Annotated in this window: 28 protein-coding genes and 1 pseudogene; 25 read left to right on the top strand and 4 right to left on the bottom strand. The window is 62.7% G+C overall.

All coding sequences use genetic code 11. The features are described from left to right. Entirely contained in the window at window positions 1-429 is a 429-nt protein-coding gene (locus NN4_RS09875) for a helix-turn-helix domain-containing protein (RefSeq protein WP_246180798.1), read from the bottom strand. A 753-nt stretch (window positions 430-1,182) separates the two neighbouring features. On the opposite strand from NN4_RS09875, the gene NN4_RS09870 reads away from it, so the two are divergent. Continuing rightward, window positions 1,183-1,419 (top strand): hypothetical protein, encoded by a 237-nt coding sequence (locus NN4_RS09870; RefSeq protein WP_147129632.1) that lies wholly within the window; start codon window positions 1,183-1,185, stop codon window positions 1,417-1,419. A gap of 53 nt (window positions 1,420-1,472) precedes the next feature. Here NN4_RS09870 and NN4_RS09865 read toward each other — a convergent pair whose 3' ends face one another. Continuing rightward, on the bottom strand, window positions 1,473-1,850 hold the full coding sequence (locus tag NN4_RS09865; RefSeq protein WP_147129631.1) for a hypothetical protein: 378 nt from the start codon (window positions 1,848-1,850) through the stop codon (window positions 1,473-1,475). A gap of 441 nt (window positions 1,851-2,291) precedes the next feature. Between NN4_RS09865 and NN4_RS09860 the strand changes: the two genes are divergently transcribed. The 21 genes and pseudogenes from NN4_RS09860 to NN4_RS09765 all read left to right on the top strand — a co-directional run bounded on the left by NN4_RS09860 (window position 2,292) and on the right by NN4_RS09765 (window position 13,911). Continuing rightward, window positions 2,292-3,248, top strand: a complete 957-nt coding sequence (locus NN4_RS09860; protein WP_186818340.1) for a YqaJ viral recombinase family nuclease — start codon at window positions 2,292-2,294, stop codon at window positions 3,246-3,248. Then, window positions 3,245-3,655: a DUF2493 domain-containing protein gene (locus tag NN4_RS09855; RefSeq protein WP_147129629.1), complete on the top strand. Its 411-nt coding sequence runs from the start codon at window positions 3,245-3,247 to the stop codon at window positions 3,653-3,655. The genes NN4_RS09860 and NN4_RS09855 overlap by 4 nt, the downstream gene beginning before the upstream one ends. 30 nt (window positions 3,656-3,685) lie before the next feature. Beyond that, complete coding sequence (locus tag NN4_RS09850; RefSeq protein WP_147129628.1) at window positions 3,686-4,480, top strand: RecT family recombinase; 795 nt, start codon at window positions 3,686-3,688, stop codon at window positions 4,478-4,480. Then, the gene (locus NN4_RS09845; protein ID WP_147129627.1) at window positions 4,477-4,914 is read left to right on the top strand and encodes a hypothetical protein; all 438 of its coding nucleotides are present in this window, start codon (window positions 4,477-4,479) and stop codon (window positions 4,912-4,914) included. Before NN4_RS09850 ends, NN4_RS09845 begins: the two co-directional genes overlap by 4 nt. Window positions 4,915-5,048: 134 nt before the next feature. Beyond that, window positions 5,049-5,429, top strand: a complete 381-nt coding sequence (locus NN4_RS09840; RefSeq protein WP_147129626.1) for a hypothetical protein — start codon at window positions 5,049-5,051, stop codon at window positions 5,427-5,429. Next, complete coding sequence (locus NN4_RS09835) at window positions 5,429-5,734, top strand: hypothetical protein (protein WP_147129625.1); 306 nt, start codon at window positions 5,429-5,431, stop codon at window positions 5,732-5,734. The genes NN4_RS09840 and NN4_RS09835 overlap by 1 nt, the downstream gene beginning before the upstream one ends. A 3-nt stretch (window positions 5,735-5,737) precedes the next feature. Continuing rightward, a complete protein-coding gene (locus NN4_RS09830) occupies window positions 5,738-6,631 on the top strand; it encodes an LvrA C-terminal domain-related protein (RefSeq protein WP_147129624.1) in 894 nt (297 codons plus the stop codon). Continuing rightward, entirely contained in the window at window positions 6,628-7,146 is a 519-nt protein-coding gene (locus NN4_RS09825; RefSeq protein WP_147129623.1) for a hypothetical protein, read from the top strand. Before NN4_RS09830 ends, NN4_RS09825 begins: the two co-directional genes overlap by 4 nt. After that, entirely contained in the window at window positions 7,112-7,696 is a 585-nt protein-coding gene (locus NN4_RS09820; RefSeq protein WP_147129622.1) for an NUMOD4 motif-containing HNH endonuclease, read from the top strand. The genes NN4_RS09825 and NN4_RS09820 overlap by 35 nt, the downstream gene beginning before the upstream one ends. Then, the gene (locus NN4_RS09815; protein ID WP_147129621.1) at window positions 7,693-7,932 is read left to right on the top strand and encodes a hypothetical protein; all 240 of its coding nucleotides are present in this window, start codon (window positions 7,693-7,695) and stop codon (window positions 7,930-7,932) included. The genes NN4_RS09820 and NN4_RS09815 overlap by 4 nt, the downstream gene beginning before the upstream one ends. Then, the gene (locus tag NN4_RS09810) at window positions 7,932-9,461 is read left to right on the top strand and encodes a DnaB-like helicase C-terminal domain-containing protein (protein WP_147129620.1); all 1,530 of its coding nucleotides are present in this window, start codon (window positions 7,932-7,934) and stop codon (window positions 9,459-9,461) included. Before NN4_RS09815 ends, NN4_RS09810 begins: the two co-directional genes overlap by 1 nt. Continuing rightward, on the top strand, window positions 9,458-10,147 hold the full coding sequence (locus NN4_RS09805; RefSeq protein WP_147129619.1) for a hypothetical protein: 690 nt from the start codon (window positions 9,458-9,460) through the stop codon (window positions 10,145-10,147). Before NN4_RS09810 ends, NN4_RS09805 begins: the two co-directional genes overlap by 4 nt. Before the next feature lie 116 nt (window positions 10,148-10,263). After that, window positions 10,264-10,527, top strand: a complete 264-nt coding sequence (locus NN4_RS47120; RefSeq protein ID WP_425574262.1) for an FDXHR family putative zinc-binding protein — start codon at window positions 10,264-10,266, stop codon at window positions 10,525-10,527. 200 nt (window positions 10,528-10,727) lie between these two features. Continuing rightward, window positions 10,728-11,141 (top strand): annotated as a pseudogene (locus tag NN4_RS09800) (single-stranded DNA-binding protein); the annotation flags it as partial. Window positions 11,142-11,203: 62 nt separating this feature from the next. Continuing rightward, complete coding sequence (locus tag NN4_RS09795) at window positions 11,204-11,650, top strand: hypothetical protein (protein ID WP_147129617.1); 447 nt, start codon at window positions 11,204-11,206, stop codon at window positions 11,648-11,650. A 110-nt stretch (window positions 11,651-11,760) separates the two neighbouring features. After that, on the top strand, window positions 11,761-12,417 hold the full coding sequence (locus NN4_RS09790) for a PE-PPE domain-containing protein (RefSeq protein WP_186818339.1): 657 nt from the start codon (window positions 11,761-11,763) through the stop codon (window positions 12,415-12,417). A gap of 48 nt (window positions 12,418-12,465) precedes the next feature. Further along, a complete protein-coding gene (locus NN4_RS09785) occupies window positions 12,466-12,735 on the top strand; it encodes a WhiB family transcriptional regulator (RefSeq protein ID WP_147129615.1) in 270 nt (89 codons plus the stop codon). Window positions 12,736-12,746: 11 nt separating this feature from the next. Continuing rightward, window positions 12,747-13,202 carry a RusA family crossover junction endodeoxyribonuclease gene (locus NN4_RS09780; RefSeq protein ID WP_246180797.1) on the top strand — a complete coding sequence of 152 codons (456 nt, stop codon included), beginning with the start codon at window positions 12,747-12,749 and terminating at the stop codon, window positions 13,200-13,202. Between the two features lie 2 nt (window positions 13,203-13,204). Continuing rightward, on the top strand, window positions 13,205-13,414 hold the full coding sequence (locus NN4_RS09775) for a hypothetical protein (RefSeq protein WP_147129613.1): 210 nt from the start codon (window positions 13,205-13,207) through the stop codon (window positions 13,412-13,414). Between the two features lie 3 nt (window positions 13,415-13,417). Continuing rightward, window positions 13,418-13,618, top strand: coding sequence for a hypothetical protein (locus NN4_RS09770; RefSeq protein ID WP_147129612.1), 201 nt, complete (start codon window positions 13,418-13,420; stop codon window positions 13,616-13,618). Then, window positions 13,615-13,911 (top strand): hypothetical protein, encoded by a 297-nt coding sequence (locus NN4_RS09765; RefSeq protein WP_147129611.1) that lies wholly within the window; start codon window positions 13,615-13,617, stop codon window positions 13,909-13,911. Before NN4_RS09770 ends, NN4_RS09765 begins: the two co-directional genes overlap by 4 nt. 110 nt (window positions 13,912-14,021) lie before the next feature. Here NN4_RS09765 and NN4_RS09760 read toward each other — a convergent pair whose 3' ends face one another. Continuing rightward, window positions 14,022-14,396, bottom strand: a complete 375-nt coding sequence (locus NN4_RS09760) for a DUF397 domain-containing protein (protein WP_147129610.1) — start codon at window positions 14,394-14,396, stop codon at window positions 14,022-14,024. 5 nt (window positions 14,397-14,401) lie between these two features. Then, window positions 14,402-15,232 carry a DUF5753 domain-containing protein gene (locus NN4_RS09755; protein ID WP_147129609.1) on the bottom strand — a complete coding sequence of 277 codons (831 nt, stop codon included), beginning with the start codon at window positions 15,230-15,232 and terminating at the stop codon, window positions 14,402-14,404. 208 nt (window positions 15,233-15,440) lie between these two features. On the opposite strand from NN4_RS09755, the gene NN4_RS09750 reads away from it, so the two are divergent. The 3 genes from NN4_RS09750 to NN4_RS09740 all read left to right on the top strand — a co-directional run bounded on the left by NN4_RS09750 (window position 15,441) and on the right by NN4_RS09740 (window position 16,723). Continuing rightward, window positions 15,441-15,707 (top strand): hypothetical protein, encoded by a 267-nt coding sequence (locus NN4_RS09750; RefSeq protein WP_246180796.1) that lies wholly within the window; start codon window positions 15,441-15,443, stop codon window positions 15,705-15,707. A gap of 261 nt (window positions 15,708-15,968) precedes the next feature. Then, complete coding sequence (locus NN4_RS09745; RefSeq protein ID WP_147129607.1) at window positions 15,969-16,472, top strand: hypothetical protein; 504 nt, start codon at window positions 15,969-15,971, stop codon at window positions 16,470-16,472. Beyond that, the gene (locus NN4_RS09740) at window positions 16,469-16,723 is read left to right on the top strand and encodes a hypothetical protein (RefSeq protein WP_147129606.1); all 255 of its coding nucleotides are present in this window, start codon (window positions 16,469-16,471) and stop codon (window positions 16,721-16,723) included. Before NN4_RS09745 ends, NN4_RS09740 begins: the two co-directional genes overlap by 4 nt. Window positions 16,724-16,726: the final 3 nt, after the last annotated feature.

Here is a 16,726-nt window from a genome sequence, read left to right as displayed (position 1 = left end):
TCAGTCCTCGCCGCCACTTGTGCGGCGCAGTTCGGCGAACCCTACTTCAAACACACGGGTGGGGTCGTAGGCGCGATTGGCGACGTGCTTGACGCCGGAGTCGCGCACGCTGGCCATCCATTCGATGTAACTCCGTATCTCCTCGTATGACTTTCGCGATCCGAAGAAGTCCAGGGGCACACCGAACGCAGCGATGATGTCGTTGACGGTGTCCAGCGAAGGAGATTGGCGCTTGCCAGACAAGAGTTGCGATAGGTATCCAGTGGTCATCTTGCCGCCGTTGCGGCGGATGATGTCGACCACCTCGGTCTGGGTGTAGGGGCGTCGATCGCGTGGATGGACGCGGTCGAAAAGGAAGCGCAGACGCTCTGCGAACGGGGGACCGTCATCGGGTTCCGCCGACTTGCCGTGGCCGGTATTCGGCATCATCTTCTTCAGCCCTTCCTGTGTGCTGGCTGGTCCCGAAAGGGGCCTGCTGGCCTGCGGCGGCTAAATGATGGCATGGCACTGCCTTCGATGTACCCCCGTTCGAATTTAGCCCACAGAACTTGCACTAGCAAGTTGCAACGGCTTATCCTTCCGGCGTGCAGTGATTCAGGTCATGGTTTAAGCCGTGGCCAGTGGGATGCGCGCGTCCTGCCGTCTCGTGTTCACGTCGGCCGGAGGGGTGTCGACGTGCGCGCGGGAGGCGGTGAAATCGTGTCGAAATCGTCGGGGGTCTGTGGAAGCTCTAAGTCCTGTAACCGGGGCGTTGACACGACCGAGTCGGGCAACGCAAGATCAACTCCACAACAATTGAACGTGACAGGCATCACGGTTACATCGCCGCTTACTTTGGGAATACTTCGGGGTTACCCTATAGGTGGCAATCGAACAAGTATTCGAATCAACTCAAGGGAGGTAGCGGCAGGCGCGGTCCAGGGACGCATGGTGCAGACCACGGCACGAATGCCATTGCGCCCGTGGGGTTCCGGAACGGCAGAAGTTTCACGAAATCCGAGAGATGGATGTCCTCATCGAGATTGGTACTAGTCGATCACCCGCTGGCAACACGACGTATTGACCTCGCACAGCAGGTTCGACTTTCCATCAACCTCTAAGGGGGGCAACAGGTTTGAGGTCGGGGGAGAAAGCGCGTCGATGAGGGATCAAGACGAAGGTGGGGACACTGGCGGGAGGGCTGTGACGATTCCGGCGCTGTCGGGCTCGCTGGAGATCGACAGCATCGAGTGGGATGGCTGTACGCACACCACAATTCGATACGGCTCGGGTCTCGATGACACGATCGATATCAACAGCGCCGGGCGCGATGCCTTGATTGATGAGCTGCTTCGTCAGCGCGAACTCGAGCAACGGGATGCGGCGGTGCGCGACGTTCCGCCATCGTCGGTCTATCCGCCGCAGGGGCGCGCTCGCTGAAGTTCGGTAGACCGTGAGGGTGGGCCTACGGTTGGTAGGTCCGCCTCTACGGCTTAGGGTTTCGCCTGCTTCTTGGAGTCGGCGACCTTCTGGTCTTCCCTCGCTTGCGCGTCTGCGTCTAGGTTGCGGTACCACGTGAGGAGGTCCAGTTCGGCGGCTGTTAGCGCCACCTTGACTCGGAGGTTCTTGTTGATTCGCGTGCGTATGACTTCCGGGGACTGCCGTAGTGCCTTCGCTAGGGCCTTGATCGTAGTGTCTTTGACGCCTCCGGTGGCGGTGAGGCTGCCGTAGATCGCGTTGTGTATCTGGGACGGGTTCAGCGCCGACGCTGCCTGTAGTGCTGCTCGGCTCGGCTTCCCGTCCTCGTCGACTAGCCCAGCGGCCCTCATGTCTTTCGCCCACTCTGGAGGAAGCGGCTTGGGCGCTGGCATGGTGCTCCTAACGATACTTACCGATCAGTTCGTGATCATGGCTCAAGGTATATTGCCGCATGTAACACGGCTCCGTCAATATTCGATGTGATTGAATCGTGTCCTGATGTTCGGCGGTTTTGCAGCATCTTTGTAGCAGAATATCGGCGCGTTTGACACGATCCCGGAAGCGCGGGTATGATGCTCAAAACCGAGCAAAACGCCAGGTCAGCGCAGTGGCTCTGAGGGTAGCGAAGCTCTCTCGGATGAACCGCCCTGACCGATTCCGCAAATCGCGTGACAGTACGCGAATTCCTTAACGCAGCTTCCCCGAGGGGTGCTGCGTGAATTTGCCGTGCATTAAATCATTCGATTCGCGTCCGAAAGCCCCAAGAATAAGGGTCAGGTTATTCGGCAATATCCTGAACCGGGCTGGATGTTCCTTCCAAAAGGAACAGTTTCTTGTCACACCACACTGCCACTGTCAACAACGCCGTCCTGGTCGGCCAGTTTCCCTCCGGCTCGCTGGACTGGCACGAGGCACGCGCCAGCGGGATCGGCGGTAGCGAGATCGCGGCTGTCGTGGGGCTTTCACCTTGGGAATCTCGATACTCGCTGTGGCACCGTAAGAAGGACCGGCTGCGGCCGGTGCAGGAATCCGATCCGATGCGGTGGGGCACGCTTCTCGAACCGGTCATCTACGCCGAGTACGAGCGCAACCACCTGCCTGCCGGACTGACGATGACCACCGGCGGCACCTACCGCCACCGCGACCGGCCGTGGCAGATCGCCAACCCGGATGGCCTGATCTGGTCCGGCGGCGAACTCGTCGACGGCATCGAGATCAAAGCGCCCGGCACCGACCACTACGAGAAGTGGGGTCGTGACGGTTCCGACAACATTCCGATCTACTACCGCTGCCAAATCGCCTGGTATTGCTCAGTTCTCGACCTCGACAGCATGGTCCTGCGCGCACTGATCGGCGGTAACGACCCGCGCTCCTATCGCATCCGCCCCACCACCGAAGACCTCGAATACCTTGTCGCCGAGGGTGCTCAGTTCTGGGACGAGCTGCAGCGAGGAATCCTGCCGAACCTCGATAGTCACACTGCCACCTATCGGGCGATGCGCGAACTGCATCCCGACATCGACCGCTCCCAAATCATCCAGATCCCCACCGAACTCGCAGACCGGTGGTGGGAGGCCCAAGCCGCCGCCGAGAAGGCCGAGGACCACCTGTCGGGGATTCGCATCGAGATCGCCGCCCGGATGGGCACCGGCTGGAAAGCGGTGTGCGGTGAGCAGGCCATCGCCTACCGCATGCGGCCGTGGTCGGGAGACGGCGACCCCTACCTCAAGTCCGCGCCCCGCCCGAAGGCCGATGCCAGCAGCATCGCCGGGGCGGCCGTCGCGGGATGAGTGCCCGCATCCTGTTCACGGGATCGCGGCGCTGGACGGACTACGACTTGCTCAAACGGGTGCTGGTGTCGGTGTGGACCCAGTTGGGTTGTCCGCCGGATCTGGAGCTGGTGCACGGCGGTGCTCGCGGTGCCGACCGGATGGCCGCCGCGATCTGGTCGGGCCTTGGCCTGCCGGTGCGGACGGTCCCCGCCGACTGGGATCGCTACGGCAAGCCCGCCGGAGTGATCCGCAACCAGCAAATGGTCGACCTCGGCGGCTACGTCCACGCTGTCGCGGCGCTGCTGCCGGGTTCGCGTGGCACCCATGACTGCGTGCGGCGGATCGAGCGCGCAGCAATCCCTTTGACCATCGCGACAGGTGACCAGCCTGCCGTCCCGGTGCTGCCGGAGCGACGCGGCATCTAGCTACACCACAACTGAATAGAGGAGATCCGAGTGGCTGAGTCCATCTCGAAAGAGGTTGCACGCCAGGCGAACCCGCTTGCCGTGGTCGCCAAGTATCAGAATGAGCTGGGTAAGTCGATGCCCGCTGCGATCCGTGGCGATGTGGGGCGCTGGATGATGGTCGCCGAGATGGCGGTCAGGAAGAATCCGAAACTGCTGTCCATTGTGCAAGCCGACCAGGGCGCGAGTCTGATGCGGGCGCTGATCGAATGCGCCCGGCTCGGCCACGAGCCCGGCACCAAGTACTTCTATCTCGTCCCTCGCGGCAACCAGATCAGCGGCGAGGAGGGCTACCACGGAATCATCAAGCGCGTCCTCAACTCAGGGCACTACCAGAAGGTGTTGGCGCGCACGGTGTTCGAGCGTGACGAGTACTCCTTCGACCCTCTGACCGATCAGTTGCCCACCCACGTCCCGGCGTCGGGTGAACGGGGAAAGCCGGTGAGCGCCTACGCATTTGCCTTGCACTGGGACGGCACACCCTCGACGGTGGCCGAGGCCAGTCCCGAGCGGATCGCTGCTGCGAAGGCCAAGAGCTACGGCACCGACCGCAAGGATTCGCCGTGGCAGTCGGTGACGGGGGTCATGTATCGCAAGACCGCGATCCGTGAGCTTGAGCCGTACGTGCACACCTCGGCCGAACCGCAACCGCGCCAGGACAATGCGGGTAGCCGGGGCGCGGTCATGGACCCGAGTACCTACGACGACGCCGAGCCGCTCGACGCCGATGTTCTCGACATCACTGCCGACCAGATCGCCGAGCACGACGGCGAGGGCGCGCTGTGAGGACACCAGAGTTGCGGGTGCTCAACGAAGTTGGTGTCCAGACCGTCGTGGCCGTCGACCTCAACGAGGACTACCAAGGCACTGTCGCGGCCGTCGTGCGCAACAGCGGCTGGTGGCCCGGCGCACCACTCGACGAGCACCATCGCTTCGGCGTGCTGATCATCGGCTACGGCTCTTGTAGCGGCTGCGATGCGTGGGAAAGCCTGCACGGCGAGGCCAAGGGCAAGCTGGAACACTGCGCCAGCCTGTTGGAGACCGCGCGCTGGTTCGAGAGTCTGGCCGAACTGAAGACCTTCGTCGCAGGCACACCGGGCAGCGACGACGCCTCCGACCACGCCCTGCAGTGGTACGGACACGACACCCACTTCCCCGAATTCCAACGCAAGGTCGCAGCCCTGCAACCCGGCGACGAAATTGCGGAGCCGCAGGAGTAGCCCCGACAACGTAGGTGTCCGGCGGTGACGAGCGTCCCGCCGGACACCTCACTCAGCTCGGCGGCTCAGCCAGCTCGACGCCCTCCCCCCACCGGCACCCAGATCCGCTACCAATCGCTATTGAGGACTACTGAATGACCGACATCGTGATCGACCTCGACGCCCTCGTCCAGCAGGTGCGGGCCGTTGCCCGCGAAAACCCCGAGTTCGTCTACCAGAGTGCAGGTTACGAGGACGACGGCGGGCCGACTTGCCGCTACGTCCGCGACGGCCGCCCGTCCTGCATCATCGGCCACGCCGCCGCGCGGGCCGGGGTTGCTCTTGCCGTGCTGGAGGACTGGGATTCCCGGCCGGTCGGCTGTGACATCGCCACCGTGCTCGAAGATCTGTACGGGCTCGCCGGAGACGCCTGCGGCTGGCTCGACGAGGTTCAGCGCCACCAGGACTACGGAGGCCAGTGGGGTGCTGCCGTCGAGCGTGCCGACGCGCGTCTTCGTGGCCGGGTGGTCCGCTGATGCGCGAGCTGATCGAATTCGACGAGCTGGTGTCGCTGTTCGAAGAACATATGCAACAGAGTCTTGATTCGAGATATGACGGCTACTGCGGAATGCTCGTCGTGGACTGCGCGGAAAATGCGCTGAGCGCCGTTCGTAAGGCGGCGTTGCGAGCCGGAAAGAATATCGGCTGGAAGCCGAGAACTGCGTATAGCCGCGACGATTTCCTGTTCATCGTTTGGGACGACAGGAAGCTTCCGGAAAATATCGCTCGGAAACGTGCGATCGATATCGCTAACAGCGTGTGGAATGCTGAATCGAGGTGAGTCATGCCGAATGATCCTCGCGCGTACATCACACTGACACTGGATTTCCCTGATCATCCGAAGTTCGCGGGCTGGTCGGATTCAGCGCGGTTCAAGCTGATCCGGCTGTGGGTGTACTGCGCCCTGCATCACAGTGACGGCTTCGTTCCTACCACAATTCTGCGGCAGATCTGCCGCAAAGATGTCGTGGAACTGCTGCGGAAACTCGACGGAGTTGCATTCCTCGAGGACGGCTCCGGCATCCAGTTCTTGGACTACACCGAGCATCAGCGCAGCCGCGCCGACGTGGACGCGCAGCGTGGTAAGGCCAGCTCAGCGGGTGTGAAATCCGGTGCTGTGCGTAGGCAGAAGAGCAGGGGCAAGGCGGTGACGGCCGCCACAGACCAGGTGGTTCGTCATCGAACAGAGAAAGAAGAAGATAGTTCTTTAAAAGATCTCCGTCCTTCGGACTACGATCTTTCAAAGAACAAGAACCAGGGTGATCCCCCCAAACCCCCCGCCGATGCAAACGTCTTGTTCGACGAGTGGTGGGAATGCTATCCTCGCAAAGTCGGAAAACCGGCAGCGCGACGAGCATTCAACAGCGCGCTCCGCAAAATGAGCTATGTCGAGCTGATCAGCCTCACTCGAGTATTCATCACCGATCCGAATCTCCCCGCCGGAGACGAAGCACAATTCATTCCGCATCCAGCGACATGGCTGAATCAGGAACGGTGGAATGACCTTCCGCTGCCGACCTGGCGGAAAAAGAATCAGCGAAAGACCGCCGAAGAACGCGCGATGTCCGCCATTCAAATCGGACAGCAATTACGCCGCACAGGCAGTTCCACGGAGATTGTCTCCCCGGAATTCGCTGTCGAATTCGATCCGCCTCGCGAATTGAAGGCGGCAGGGTGAGCGCCGACGCGGCGGTCGACAGCGCCAGCCGCGCCTACGCCTACGCCGCCGCGCTCGACCCACGCCTGCCCGATCCGGACCCCGTGCGCATTCGCGCATGGGCCGACGTACTCACCGGTACCGACGTATGGCCCGACGAAGCGGTCCAAGCGGTCCGGATCTACTACCAGCGACCTAACCCCTACCCGATCATGCCCGGCGATGTCATCGCCATCGTGAAGACGTTGCCGCCCAACACCTCTGAAGCGCGGTTGCGGTCATGGTTTCGCGCTTGGTCGGAGTACCCGTACTCCGGGCAGATCCAGCGCATCACCGGAATGTGCTGGGAACCAACTTATCCCACCCCTGAAGGCATCCACGGCGATCCGGCAGCCGAACGCGCCTACCACGTCGCCGAACTCAAGCAATGGGTGCGAGACAACTGGACAACCATGATGCGTGCGGCATTGGCGCGCGAGATCCCCGCAAAGGAACTCGACAATGCCCAGCCCACAACGAATCGAGAACTGGCGTGACCTTCCCGGCTGGGAAGGCTACTACCAGGTCAGCGACCGGGGCCGCGTCCGCTCACTCCCTCGCGTGATCGAGCGTCGCAACGGTGTCCCCCAAACCATCCACCCCCGGACCCTGTCGCCGACGCTGAACCGCCACGGCTACCTCAGCGTCCAACTGTCACGACCCGGCACCTGTAGGCGCATCGAACTGCAATGCCTCGTCGCCGCCGCATTCCTCGGTCCACGTCCGCCGGGATACCAGGTTCTCCACGACAACGGCAAGGCCACCGACAACCGGCTGAGCAACCTGCGCTACGGAACACCCTCGGAGAACCAGCTCGACTCAGTTCGCCACGGCACCCACTTCTTGGCATCGAAAGCCCATTGCCCGCGTGGGCACCAACTTGCCGAGAAGAACCTGATCCCCAGCAAGCTCGCGAAGGGACACCGCGAATGCCTGGCCTGCAACCGCGCCCGCACGTGGTTGCGACCGCGCGGAAACAACCTGGCGATGCTTCAGCCCGTCGCCGACTACTTCTACGCGACTCTGGCCGGAGGGGTCGCAGCATGAGCGCCGTCAGCAGGCGCAACTGGTTCGACATCGAGCCCGTCGACGCGATGAATATCGAACTGCCGCAACCAGATATCGACGGGCCGGTCAACGAGTCGGGTGAACCGTGCCCATGGCCGTGGGAACCGCAGCAACTCGTCGGTGCACCGCTGGGGCAATACCATTGCCCGTACTGCGGCGCGATGGTCATGGCGGGCATGCGCCACCTGGACTACCGCGACGCTGCGGGTAACTGATGCCCGATCAGGCAACGGCCTACGAACGCCTCCTTGATCGGCTCCGCCTCAACAACTGCATCGTCGATGACAAGGGTGATCACGGCTCGGCCTCCACACCCGGCCACAGCCCCGAGGATCGCGGCACGGTGTTTCGCCGCACCTCCGATGGGGTGTTGCTGTGGGTCCACAACGGCGACCGAGACCACATTCTGGAACTGCTCGGTTTGACCATGTCGGACCTGTTCGATTCCGCCGAAACCGAATACAGCTATTCCGATGGTCGCCGCGTCGTCCGGTTCTACGACGACACCGGTCGCAAGAAGAAGTTCGCGCAGTCGGGCAACAAGAGCGGCACCGCACTGTTCGGCGTCGAGCACCTGGCCGCCGACCCTGACCTCCCCGTGTATGTCGTCGAAGGAGAGAAGGATGTTCGAGCACTGGCATCCATTGGTGCACAAGCTGTTTCGCCGCCACAAGGGTCGAGCACGTCACCGGATCGGTTCGACTGGACACCGCTGCGCGGTCGTCTGGTGTTCGTCGTCCGCGACATGGATGAGGTCGGCTTGGCGCACGCCGAGCGCGTCGCGGAGCTGCTGAGCGAGCACGCCGAAGTCGTCATCGTCGAGCCAGCGACCGGCAAGGACGCCGCCGACCACATCGCCGCCGAACACCAGCTCGACGAGTTCGTGTTGCTGCGCCGCAAAGCACCGGAAGGCGTACGCCGGTACGACGAAGTGATCGGCGACTGGTGGAAGTGGCTCAACGCGCCACCGTCCGAACAGCGCGTGTACCCGACACCATGGGAGACGCTGAATGAAGTCCTTTCCGGCGGACTGCATCCCAAACGCACGTATGTGTTCGCGGGCCGCCCCGGTGCGGGCAAAACCATTTCGGTGTTGAATGTCGCGCAACATATCGCCGAAGCAGGTGTGGCAACGCTGGTCTGCTCTCTGGAAATGCCGGAGCTGGAAATGACCAGCCGTCTCGTCGCAGCGGGCGCGGGCGCACACTACGGGCAGATCACCAAACGCGAACTCGACGAGACACACATGCATCGAGTGCAAACCTATTTGAACTCCGGCCGTGTCGATGACACTGAGCTGTGGATGCTGGACCACTCGTCGATGACGATTGAGCATATTCGTTCGGTCGCGCAGCAGATGAAGCGCTCGGTGGGATTGGGGCTGTTGGCGATTGACCACATCGGGCTCGTCAAACCGTCGAAAGGCGGGCTGCCTCGACGTGAAGTGATCGCGCACGCATCGTGGCAATGCTCGATCATGGCGAAAGAACTCGACATTCCGGTTGTCATCGCCAGCCAGCTCAATCGCGGTCCCGAGCATGAGAACAAACCACCACAGCCCAGCGATTTGAAAGAATCCGGCGATTTGGAGCAGAACGCCGATGTCGTTGCCCTGCTGTACCATCCAACATTTGAAGGACTGCGCACGGGGGATGTCGAGATCCACGTGGGCAAGAACCGAACAGGCCCGGCACCGACGATCGTTACGCTGCCGTGGCGGGGGCACATGGCAAGGATTGGGTGAGGGAAGCGGTGGAGAACCCCGAGGCGGACGTGCTTGCGGCCATCGATCAGGTTCTGATCGACGAGCCGTTCGCCATGTATGACCAGTGCCGATGTGGGGACGACTGGCACGGCCTGCCTAAGCGTGACTGTCCGGGAGCCGCCCTGGACGGGCCGCCACTCATCTTGACCTGGAAGCAGCTGCTCGCCCGGCTGGGAGCCGAGACCCCGGTCAACTGGCTCGGAGCAACCGATCCACATGATTGCCCACGCAGTTTTCTGCCAGTGGCCGCGCACGCCGAGCACGACGGCGTCGCGGTGTGCGTACACGTCGGCGAGCTTGGTATGTGCGCGTATGTGCGGGTGCCGGAGGAGTTGGCCTCGGTGAGCCCGCGCCAGCTCGGCGGGTTGGGTGTCACGTGGCAGAACGAAGGTCTCTGGGGTGTCGACACCATGCACGGCGATGATTGGTGGCGCGCCGAGGACCTGAACGTCTTCGGCGTCGATTACATGCGGACAGCCCTCCATGAACTGCTGGCTGACAGCCCGCTCCGCCACCTCGTGCCCGATCCTCCCGTGGAGCCATGGACGCTCGAAGCGATGCTCGGCCGCGCCCTGGCGCTGGCTATTCCCGTCGCCGAGGCTGCGCGATACGTGCGCGATGGTGGCGAGATTGACAGCGACGAACCAGAAACGGAAGACGCGTAGAACTGATGCCAGGCAACGATGTTCGTCATGTCGCGGCTGGCGTGCTGCTCGACGATTAAAAACGTGTCTAGGCCGTGAACGAAATGCGGCTGATTGGATGAAGGATAGTGAAGACGATGTCGGCCGAGATGGTGAAATGCCGGGGCTGCACCAATGTATGGCCACTGAGTTCTCACACCGTCCACCATTGCACGCAATGCCATCAGACCTTCGCCGGGGAAGCAGCTGTGCTGCGGCATCAGGATGTGCAATACAACCGCAGACGGCCATACGTGCGGTGTCTGACACCACCGGACGCGGGCCTTGTGGACGCTGGACGAACATACGCTGGAATGCCGTACTTGTGCTGGGAACTGGCGGACGAACTTCCCACTCGTTAAACAGGTTTCGGCATTGTCTAGGGTTGCCTCGGCGGGTATTCTGTCGGTGAAGGCGTCGGAATCTGACGACGCGGGCTGCGTGATCTGAAACGCAGCGATCGAGAATCCATTCGAATGGGGTGGGCCGTCCCGCTGCAGCAGGGGGTTGCAGCGGGACGGCGGGTGGCCCTGTCGCACAACTGAATAGGACATAACTGGATATGGCAGGCGATACGGTCATTACCGTGATCGGTAATCTGACGGCAGATCCCGAATTGCGATTCGTCCCCGCTGGCGCGGCCGTGGCGAACTTCACCGTCGCGTCGACGCCGCGTGTGTTCGACAAGAATTCTAACGAATGGAAAGACGGCGAGGCGCTTTTCCTGCGCTGCAACGTTTGGCGCGAGTACGCCGAGCACGTCGCTGAGAGCCTGACCAAGGGTGCGCGGATTATCGTCACTGGGAGGCTGAAGCAGCGCTCCTACGAGAAGGACGGCGAGAAGCGCACGACCTACGAACTCGAGGTCGAAGAGGTCGGCCCGGCGCTGCGCTACTCGACCGCGACCGTGGTCAAGTCCTCCCGTGACAGCTCCGGAATCCGTGATGCCGCCCAGAACACCGGCGGCGGTGGCGGTTTCGACGCAGCGCCACCGTTCTGACCGTCAAACAAGCACTCTCACAACTGAATAGGGACATCGTGACCAACGCCAAGCTTTTCAAGGTCAACATCGGCGACCGCGACAGCGACGGAACGACCTTCGTCGTGTCCGCCAACGACTGGGATAACGACCGCTACTACGTGCACACCGATCGCCACGACTATGACATGGACGCGTTCAGCGACGTGCGTCCGGCGGCGGTGATCGAGCTGCCCGAGCCGGAGAAGAGCCTCCTCGGAGACACCTGGTCGCCCAAAGGCAGCAGCGGCCGGGGCATCCGCATCGCCGAAGCTCAGCTCGACGACCTGATCGCGGTCGGCGCGCTCGCGATGGCCGTCAAGCTCAAGCTCACCGAAACACCCACGCTGGCACAGGATCTCACCGCCGTGCTGACCAACGCCCGTTCGATCGACCCGAAGCTGATCGACGCGGTGGCGCGCCTGCGGATTGCGAACACGGCCAAGAAGATCACCTTCGCCGAGTGATCACCGTCCTGACCCTCGCTGGTACGGGGGAGCCGCAGCCAGAACGCGACCGCGTCTACGGTATGCCCTCCCACGTCACTCGTGAGCTGGATACCTCGCGGTTTGACTGCGTGGCTGTGCAGTACCCGGCGTCCTACGGTCCGGCACCTCAGTTGTGGGGCATCGACTACGAAGCATCGGTGGAGCTGGGGCTGGCGCGGCTGATCTCGGCAATCCGGTTCACCGACAATCTGGTCGGCGTGATCGCTTACAGCCAAGGCGCGACGGTACTGACGATGCTGTTGGAACGGATGGCGGCCGGGCAGTATCCGGATGTGGAGCTGGCCTTCGCGGCGTTGATCGCCAACCCGCTCCGGGCACCGGATTGGCCGAGTATCGACGGCAGCAGCGTCGGCTACGGCATCGCCGGAGCACATGCGCCGTGGCCGACCGGGTTCCCGGTCTGGGAGGTCGCCAATCCGCGCGACCCGATCCCCTGCTGTCCGGCGAACTCGCCGTTGCGGGGGTTCGCGGATCTGACCGCCCGGTTCTCGTTCTCCGATCCGGCCCGCTGGGGTGTGGACCTGGTGGAGCGTGCGATCCAGCACCGTCACAGCCAGCGATTCGAGATCGGCTGGTGGAGTGCACGCCGCGCCGTCGACGACGCCCTGAACTATCTGGTCAGGGGACAGCATTCGGCGTATCTGAGCATGCCGGTGACGACATTTCAGGGCCGCACCTACTGCGAGGAGCTGGCGCGGCTGATCAACACGCAGGTGCGTGAATAACTCAATAGTGGTTGTGGGGGATGGGTTTTGGGTGTCGAGAGAGATTGGATGGTGCGCGCAAAATGCAGGGGCGCGCCCGCCGAGGAGTTGGGGACCTGGGAGTCCGACAACCGGGGAAGCGGCCAGGAGGCCGCAGTGGTCGAAGCGTGCCGGGGATGTCCCGTCATGGCCGACTGCGCCGCCTACGGGCTCGCTACGGGGCCGGGCGGCATGGTGTGGGCGGGTATCCCGGTGCCGGAGATGCCCAACACGCGCTACTACAAGCGCGCCGTTGAGCGGCTGCGCGGTATCGCGGACGGGCAGGCCCGCGTGTGGTGACGCGATTCTTCGTGGCCGGGCGGCCCGCACCACAGGGTTCGAAAAGCATCAGCCGCACCGGGCACCTGTATGAAACTTCCCGCCACCTCAAACCGTGGCGGGCCACGGTCGCGCTCGCGGCTCGCGCGCAGCGGCCCACGATGATCGAGGGGCCGGTGGTGCTGGGCATGGAGTTCATCATGCCCAGGCCGAAAGCGACACCAAAGACTCGTCCGACACCACCTGCGGTCCGCCGACCCGATATCGAGAAGTTAGCCCGCGCGGTCTCCGATGCGCTTACTGGTGTGTTCTTCGGTGATGACGCGCAGGTCACGGTCATGCCGTTGGCCAAACGTGTGGCCGAGGCCGGCGAGTTGCCAGGCGTCAAGATCTTTGTCGCACCGTGCGATCCGGCGGCGGTGGCGGAAGTCCTCGCCCAGCTGTACGCGGCTCCTGTTTGTTCCTGTTACACAACCTGTTTGGAGTAGTTGTGGGTACCTACCTGCTGTTCGGGCTGTTGATGGCCATCGGGTTCGCCGTCCTGGTCGCCGTCCGCGTCGCCGTCGACGACATCTCCGGCCTCGAACTGGCGCTGTCGGTCGCGGTGTTCTTCGCGATGATCGCGCTGTGGCCACTGTTCTACCTTGCTGGCATCGCGTTCAGCGTGCGCAGCATCCTCACCGCCAAGAACGCGGTGTAGCCGATGGGTTATCTGATCTGCGGGTTCGTCCTGGCGGCGCTGTATCTGGTGTTCGTGTTCGCCGAATCCCTTGTCCACGAGATGGACCCGATCGACCACCTGATCGCGGTCGGTATCGGCTTCCTGATCGTCCCGCTGTGGCCAGTGCTCACCCTCGCCGTGATCGCCTGGGTGCTCTGGGATATGGCCCAGGACATGCGATGAGCATGAAATCGTTCACCCTGTACCTGTTCGGCCGCGAGCTGCTGTCGTTGATGTGGGACAACGGCATTGACGACGATGACACGCTGATCGAGTTCGGCGGCAGCGCAACCTATCTGACCGAACACGATGCCGAGGAAGTCGACGGCATCAGCTACTCCTGCGGACATTGCGGGGAAGTGCTGGTCTCCGGCCTGCAACGCGCCCTCACCCCACTCGACGAAGCAGACCTGCTCACGGTCCACGTCTGCAACTTCGGGGGTGGTTCAACCCCTCAGTCCACCGTGAGTCGCTAGTGTTGGTCCCGATGCCGACAGCTGGAGTCCGGGAGGGCACGAACTCGAATTCCGCAACTGAGCCAGGCCCGGTCCTTGGGGACCGGGCCTGTACGTTGTTGCGAGCGGTGTCAGGGGCGGTGCGCTTCGCCGTCCGCGACACCTTTCGCCCAGAAATCCCACTCCGTCGGGGTGTAGTCCAACCTCACCGGCTGGCCTTCCACGTCAACTCCCTTGAGAGTGCCTGCGCCGTTGGAGTGAAGGACGACTTCGAGGTTGCCGGTCGTGCCGGAGTTGGCGCTCAGAGTCAGTTCGAGCAACGCGGCCCACTGGTCGTCTGTGCAATCGATTGTCGGCTGCTTGTCGGGGTCGCCAGCGTACTTGGAGTCCTGGATGAGCACCCGCCCATCGACGAACTTCCAAGAGACACAGTTGGGTCCATCGTTAGAGCGAGATGGCTTGTAGAAGCCACCGCCTACCGGGATCGCGGGCTTGATTGCGCTCATAATTCTCAGGCTATCCTATCTGCCGTTTGCTCGATCAAGGTCAATGAGTCCTCACGACTCAACGCTAGCTCCAGCTGTCGCTCGAAGAGGATGCGGAGGTCGCGGATCTTGCTCGCATCGTCGACGATGCCACGTGTCACCACCGATTCGTGCCACACGAGCGGGCTGAGCATCGGGCTCGCGAAGTAGATGATGTGAAACGGTGAGCCCGACAGAATCGGCCGGGTCGCGGCCGTGAACGGCACGATTCTGATGTCGACGGTCGGCTGGTTCGTCATCATCGACGCCATGTGCTGGAGCTGGCCTCGCGTGACTGCTGCATTGCCGGTCAGCTGCTCGAGCGCGGCCTGGTGGATCAGCGCGGTGAGTTGGAGCGGATCGCTTCCGGACAAGCGCTGTTGACGCCTCATTCGAACTTCGATGTACAAGTCCGCGTCCAGCGGGCGAATGCGCGCGACATCAGAAGCCATGATGGCGCGGGCATACTCTTCCGTCTGCAGCAAGCCGGGCACGACCAGCCCTTCGTAGGACTGGATGGATTCCGCGCCGTACTCCAGTCCGAGCAGCCTCAAGTTCTCGTCATCGAACAAGCTCTGGTACTGCATCCACCATCCGCGTTCGCGGGCATCACGGCGTAAGCCGACCAGAGATTCCCGTTCATCGTCGTCCACGCCGAACAGGTTCAGCATGGCGTTGAAGTGCTCGTCCGTCAGCGCGCGCCGATCCGAGAACAACTGATGCCAGTAGTTTGAGGTGATCTTCAGCGCCTTCGCGCCGGTCGCCGGGTCGATGTTGAGGTTGGTCTTCCACTGACTCAGGCGCAGTAGCAGCTCCATCCGCGCAACCGTGGGTGACTTCGGCAAGGCAGCTCCTTCCATTCAGTGAGCAAATCCTACCGCTCAACCAAAACTATGGGCTACGCCTTGCGTTGACAAGTTGACAGCGCTAACGTCATATGTGTCGATCGTCACCATAGACGACACACGCGATCCGCAGTGTCAGACGGGGAGATAGGCCATGTCAGAACATGTATTAGGACAGCCGATGATGACCAGCGACAAGACCGAGCATCAGGCGAAGTCGGTAGGCGACGGGGGCTGGGTCGTTTCCTTCTTGCCGGGCCGGACGCTGACGGTCACGCAGGCCGCCGATGCTATGAAGGCGGCTGAAGCTGTAGAAACAGTCAGGGCGCTCACCGAGAGCATTGGGCTCACCGTTCTGGAAACGGTTGGTCTCGTGATCCAGGAGCAGCCGTGGCCGCCTCCGCTGCAGCCCAGGCGATGCGGACTCCGGCTGTTCCCTCAGCGGTGAGCGCCATGTCTATCAACTGGGCGATGCGCGCCGGGTGATCTGTATGTCGCCGCGACGCAGCCCGCGACCGGATGAGCCGGATGTCCATATCCGGCTGGTCTACGTGAGCGAGACAGGCGACTTGGTCATCGACCGCTGTGCGTGCGAAACAGCAGCACGCGGCTTTGTTGACGCGTGGAAGAACAGCCACTCCCCAGCACTCAAGGTCTTCGTAGTCGACGACGGCCAACTCAAGTACGAGCGATTGAATTGCGAGTTCCTATGGGCACCAACACAACACACTCCCTATCCTCGATTGCCGCAGAACAGCGATGCGACCAGTACGCCGAAGAATTCGGGCTCAACGCACAGCTCGATCCCTATCTGGGAACCCTGTACATGCACGCTGGACCCGAAAGCGGTATCCGGGTCGTGAGCATGCCCAAGTCCATCGGCACACTGATGCGAACACGCCTGCTGCAGTTGGACATTCGCGCACCGGTCATCTCTCATGTCTCCGTGACCGATGCCTGCGGGCACGACCGCCGCTGGCAGTTCCTCGCTACCGCCGCGCCCGAGGACGCAGGGCTGCAGCGGGAACTCGCCTTCAGCGCCGTACTGCTTGTGCACAAGGTCACCGCGTTCCTCGGGCTGCGGATATCGCTGCCCATGCCCGGCGACCCTCGGCACATCTGGATCGACCCACCGGTGAAGGATGAGATCCCGCTATTCCGCGACCTTGTCGACGGCATCCGGCACACATTCACCACGATGGGGCCGTCGTGATCGTCGCGGCGATCAGTCTCGCGATCACGGCCACTTTCATCGGCTGCTTCTTCCTCGGATTGTGGCTCCTGGAGCGTCGTGACGCGCGCAAACTGGCGCGCTGCGCCGAGCGCGAGCTGAACGAGGTTGGCCGCGTGAAGCCGCAACTTGCTCGGCGCATCGTCGCCGACCCAAACCCGCCAACGCTGGAGCTGCCGATCTTCCCTCCGTGGAGGGACGACCGGCGCGAGCTGTCGAGGATGGCGGGCTGACCA

The sequence above is a fragment of the Nocardia ninae NBRC 108245 genome, from assembly GCF_007990755.1.
Lineage (GTDB): Bacteria > Actinomycetota > Actinomycetes > Mycobacteriales > Mycobacteriaceae > Nocardia > Nocardia ninae.
Note: the sequence above shows the minus strand (reverse complement) of the source record. Positions and strands in the feature narration are given on the sequence as shown.

What these genes read in the sequence shown, in the direction of transcription:
- NN4_RS09760 (WP_147129610.1), bottom strand. Translation starts at nt 14,396, where the DNA reads ATGAGCGCAATCAAGCCCGCGATCCCGGTAGGCGGTGGCTTCTACAAG.
- NN4_RS09745 (WP_147129607.1), top strand. Translation starts at nt 15,969, where the DNA reads ATGGGCACCAACACAACACACTCCCTATCCTCGATTGCCGCAGAACAG.
- NN4_RS09865 (WP_147129631.1), bottom strand. Translation starts at nt 1,850, where the DNA reads ATGCCAGCGCCCAAGCCGCTTCCTCCAGAGTGGGCGAAAGACATGAGG.
- NN4_RS09765 (WP_147129611.1), top strand. Translation starts at nt 13,615, where the DNA reads ATGAGCATGAAATCGTTCACCCTGTACCTGTTCGGCCGCGAGCTGCTG.
- NN4_RS09840 (WP_147129626.1), top strand. Translation starts at nt 5,049, where the DNA reads ATGACCGACATCGTGATCGACCTCGACGCCCTCGTCCAGCAGGTGCGG.
- NN4_RS09770 (WP_147129612.1), top strand. Translation starts at nt 13,418, where the DNA reads ATGGGTTATCTGATCTGCGGGTTCGTCCTGGCGGCGCTGTATCTGGTG.
- NN4_RS09815 (WP_147129621.1), top strand. Translation starts at nt 7,693, where the DNA reads ATGAGCGCCGTCAGCAGGCGCAACTGGTTCGACATCGAGCCCGTCGAC.
- NN4_RS09750 (WP_246180796.1), top strand. Translation starts at nt 15,441, where the DNA reads ATGATGACCAGCGACAAGACCGAGCATCAGGCGAAGTCGGTAGGCGAC.
- NN4_RS09855 (WP_147129629.1), top strand. Translation starts at nt 3,245, where the DNA reads ATGAGTGCCCGCATCCTGTTCACGGGATCGCGGCGCTGGACGGACTAC.
- NN4_RS09835 (WP_147129625.1), top strand. Translation starts at nt 5,429, where the DNA reads ATGCGCGAGCTGATCGAATTCGACGAGCTGGTGTCGCTGTTCGAAGAA.
- NN4_RS47120 (WP_425574262.1), top strand. Translation starts at nt 10,264, where the DNA reads ATGTCGGCCGAGATGGTGAAATGCCGGGGCTGCACCAATGTATGGCCA.
- NN4_RS09830 (WP_147129624.1), top strand. Translation starts at nt 5,738, where the DNA reads ATGCCGAATGATCCTCGCGCGTACATCACACTGACACTGGATTTCCCT.
- NN4_RS09875 (WP_246180798.1), bottom strand. Translation starts at nt 429, where the DNA reads ATGATGCCGAATACCGGCCACGGCAAGTCGGCGGAACCCGATGACGGT.
- NN4_RS09755 (WP_147129609.1), bottom strand. Translation starts at nt 15,232, where the DNA reads ATGGAGCTGCTACTGCGCCTGAGTCAGTGGAAGACCAACCTCAACATC.
- NN4_RS09785 (WP_147129615.1), top strand. Translation starts at nt 12,466, where the DNA reads ATGGTGCGCGCAAAATGCAGGGGCGCGCCCGCCGAGGAGTTGGGGACC.
- NN4_RS09810 (WP_147129620.1), top strand. Translation starts at nt 7,932, where the DNA reads ATGCCCGATCAGGCAACGGCCTACGAACGCCTCCTTGATCGGCTCCGC.
- NN4_RS09820 (WP_147129622.1), top strand. Translation starts at nt 7,112, where the DNA reads ATGCCCAGCCCACAACGAATCGAGAACTGGCGTGACCTTCCCGGCTGG.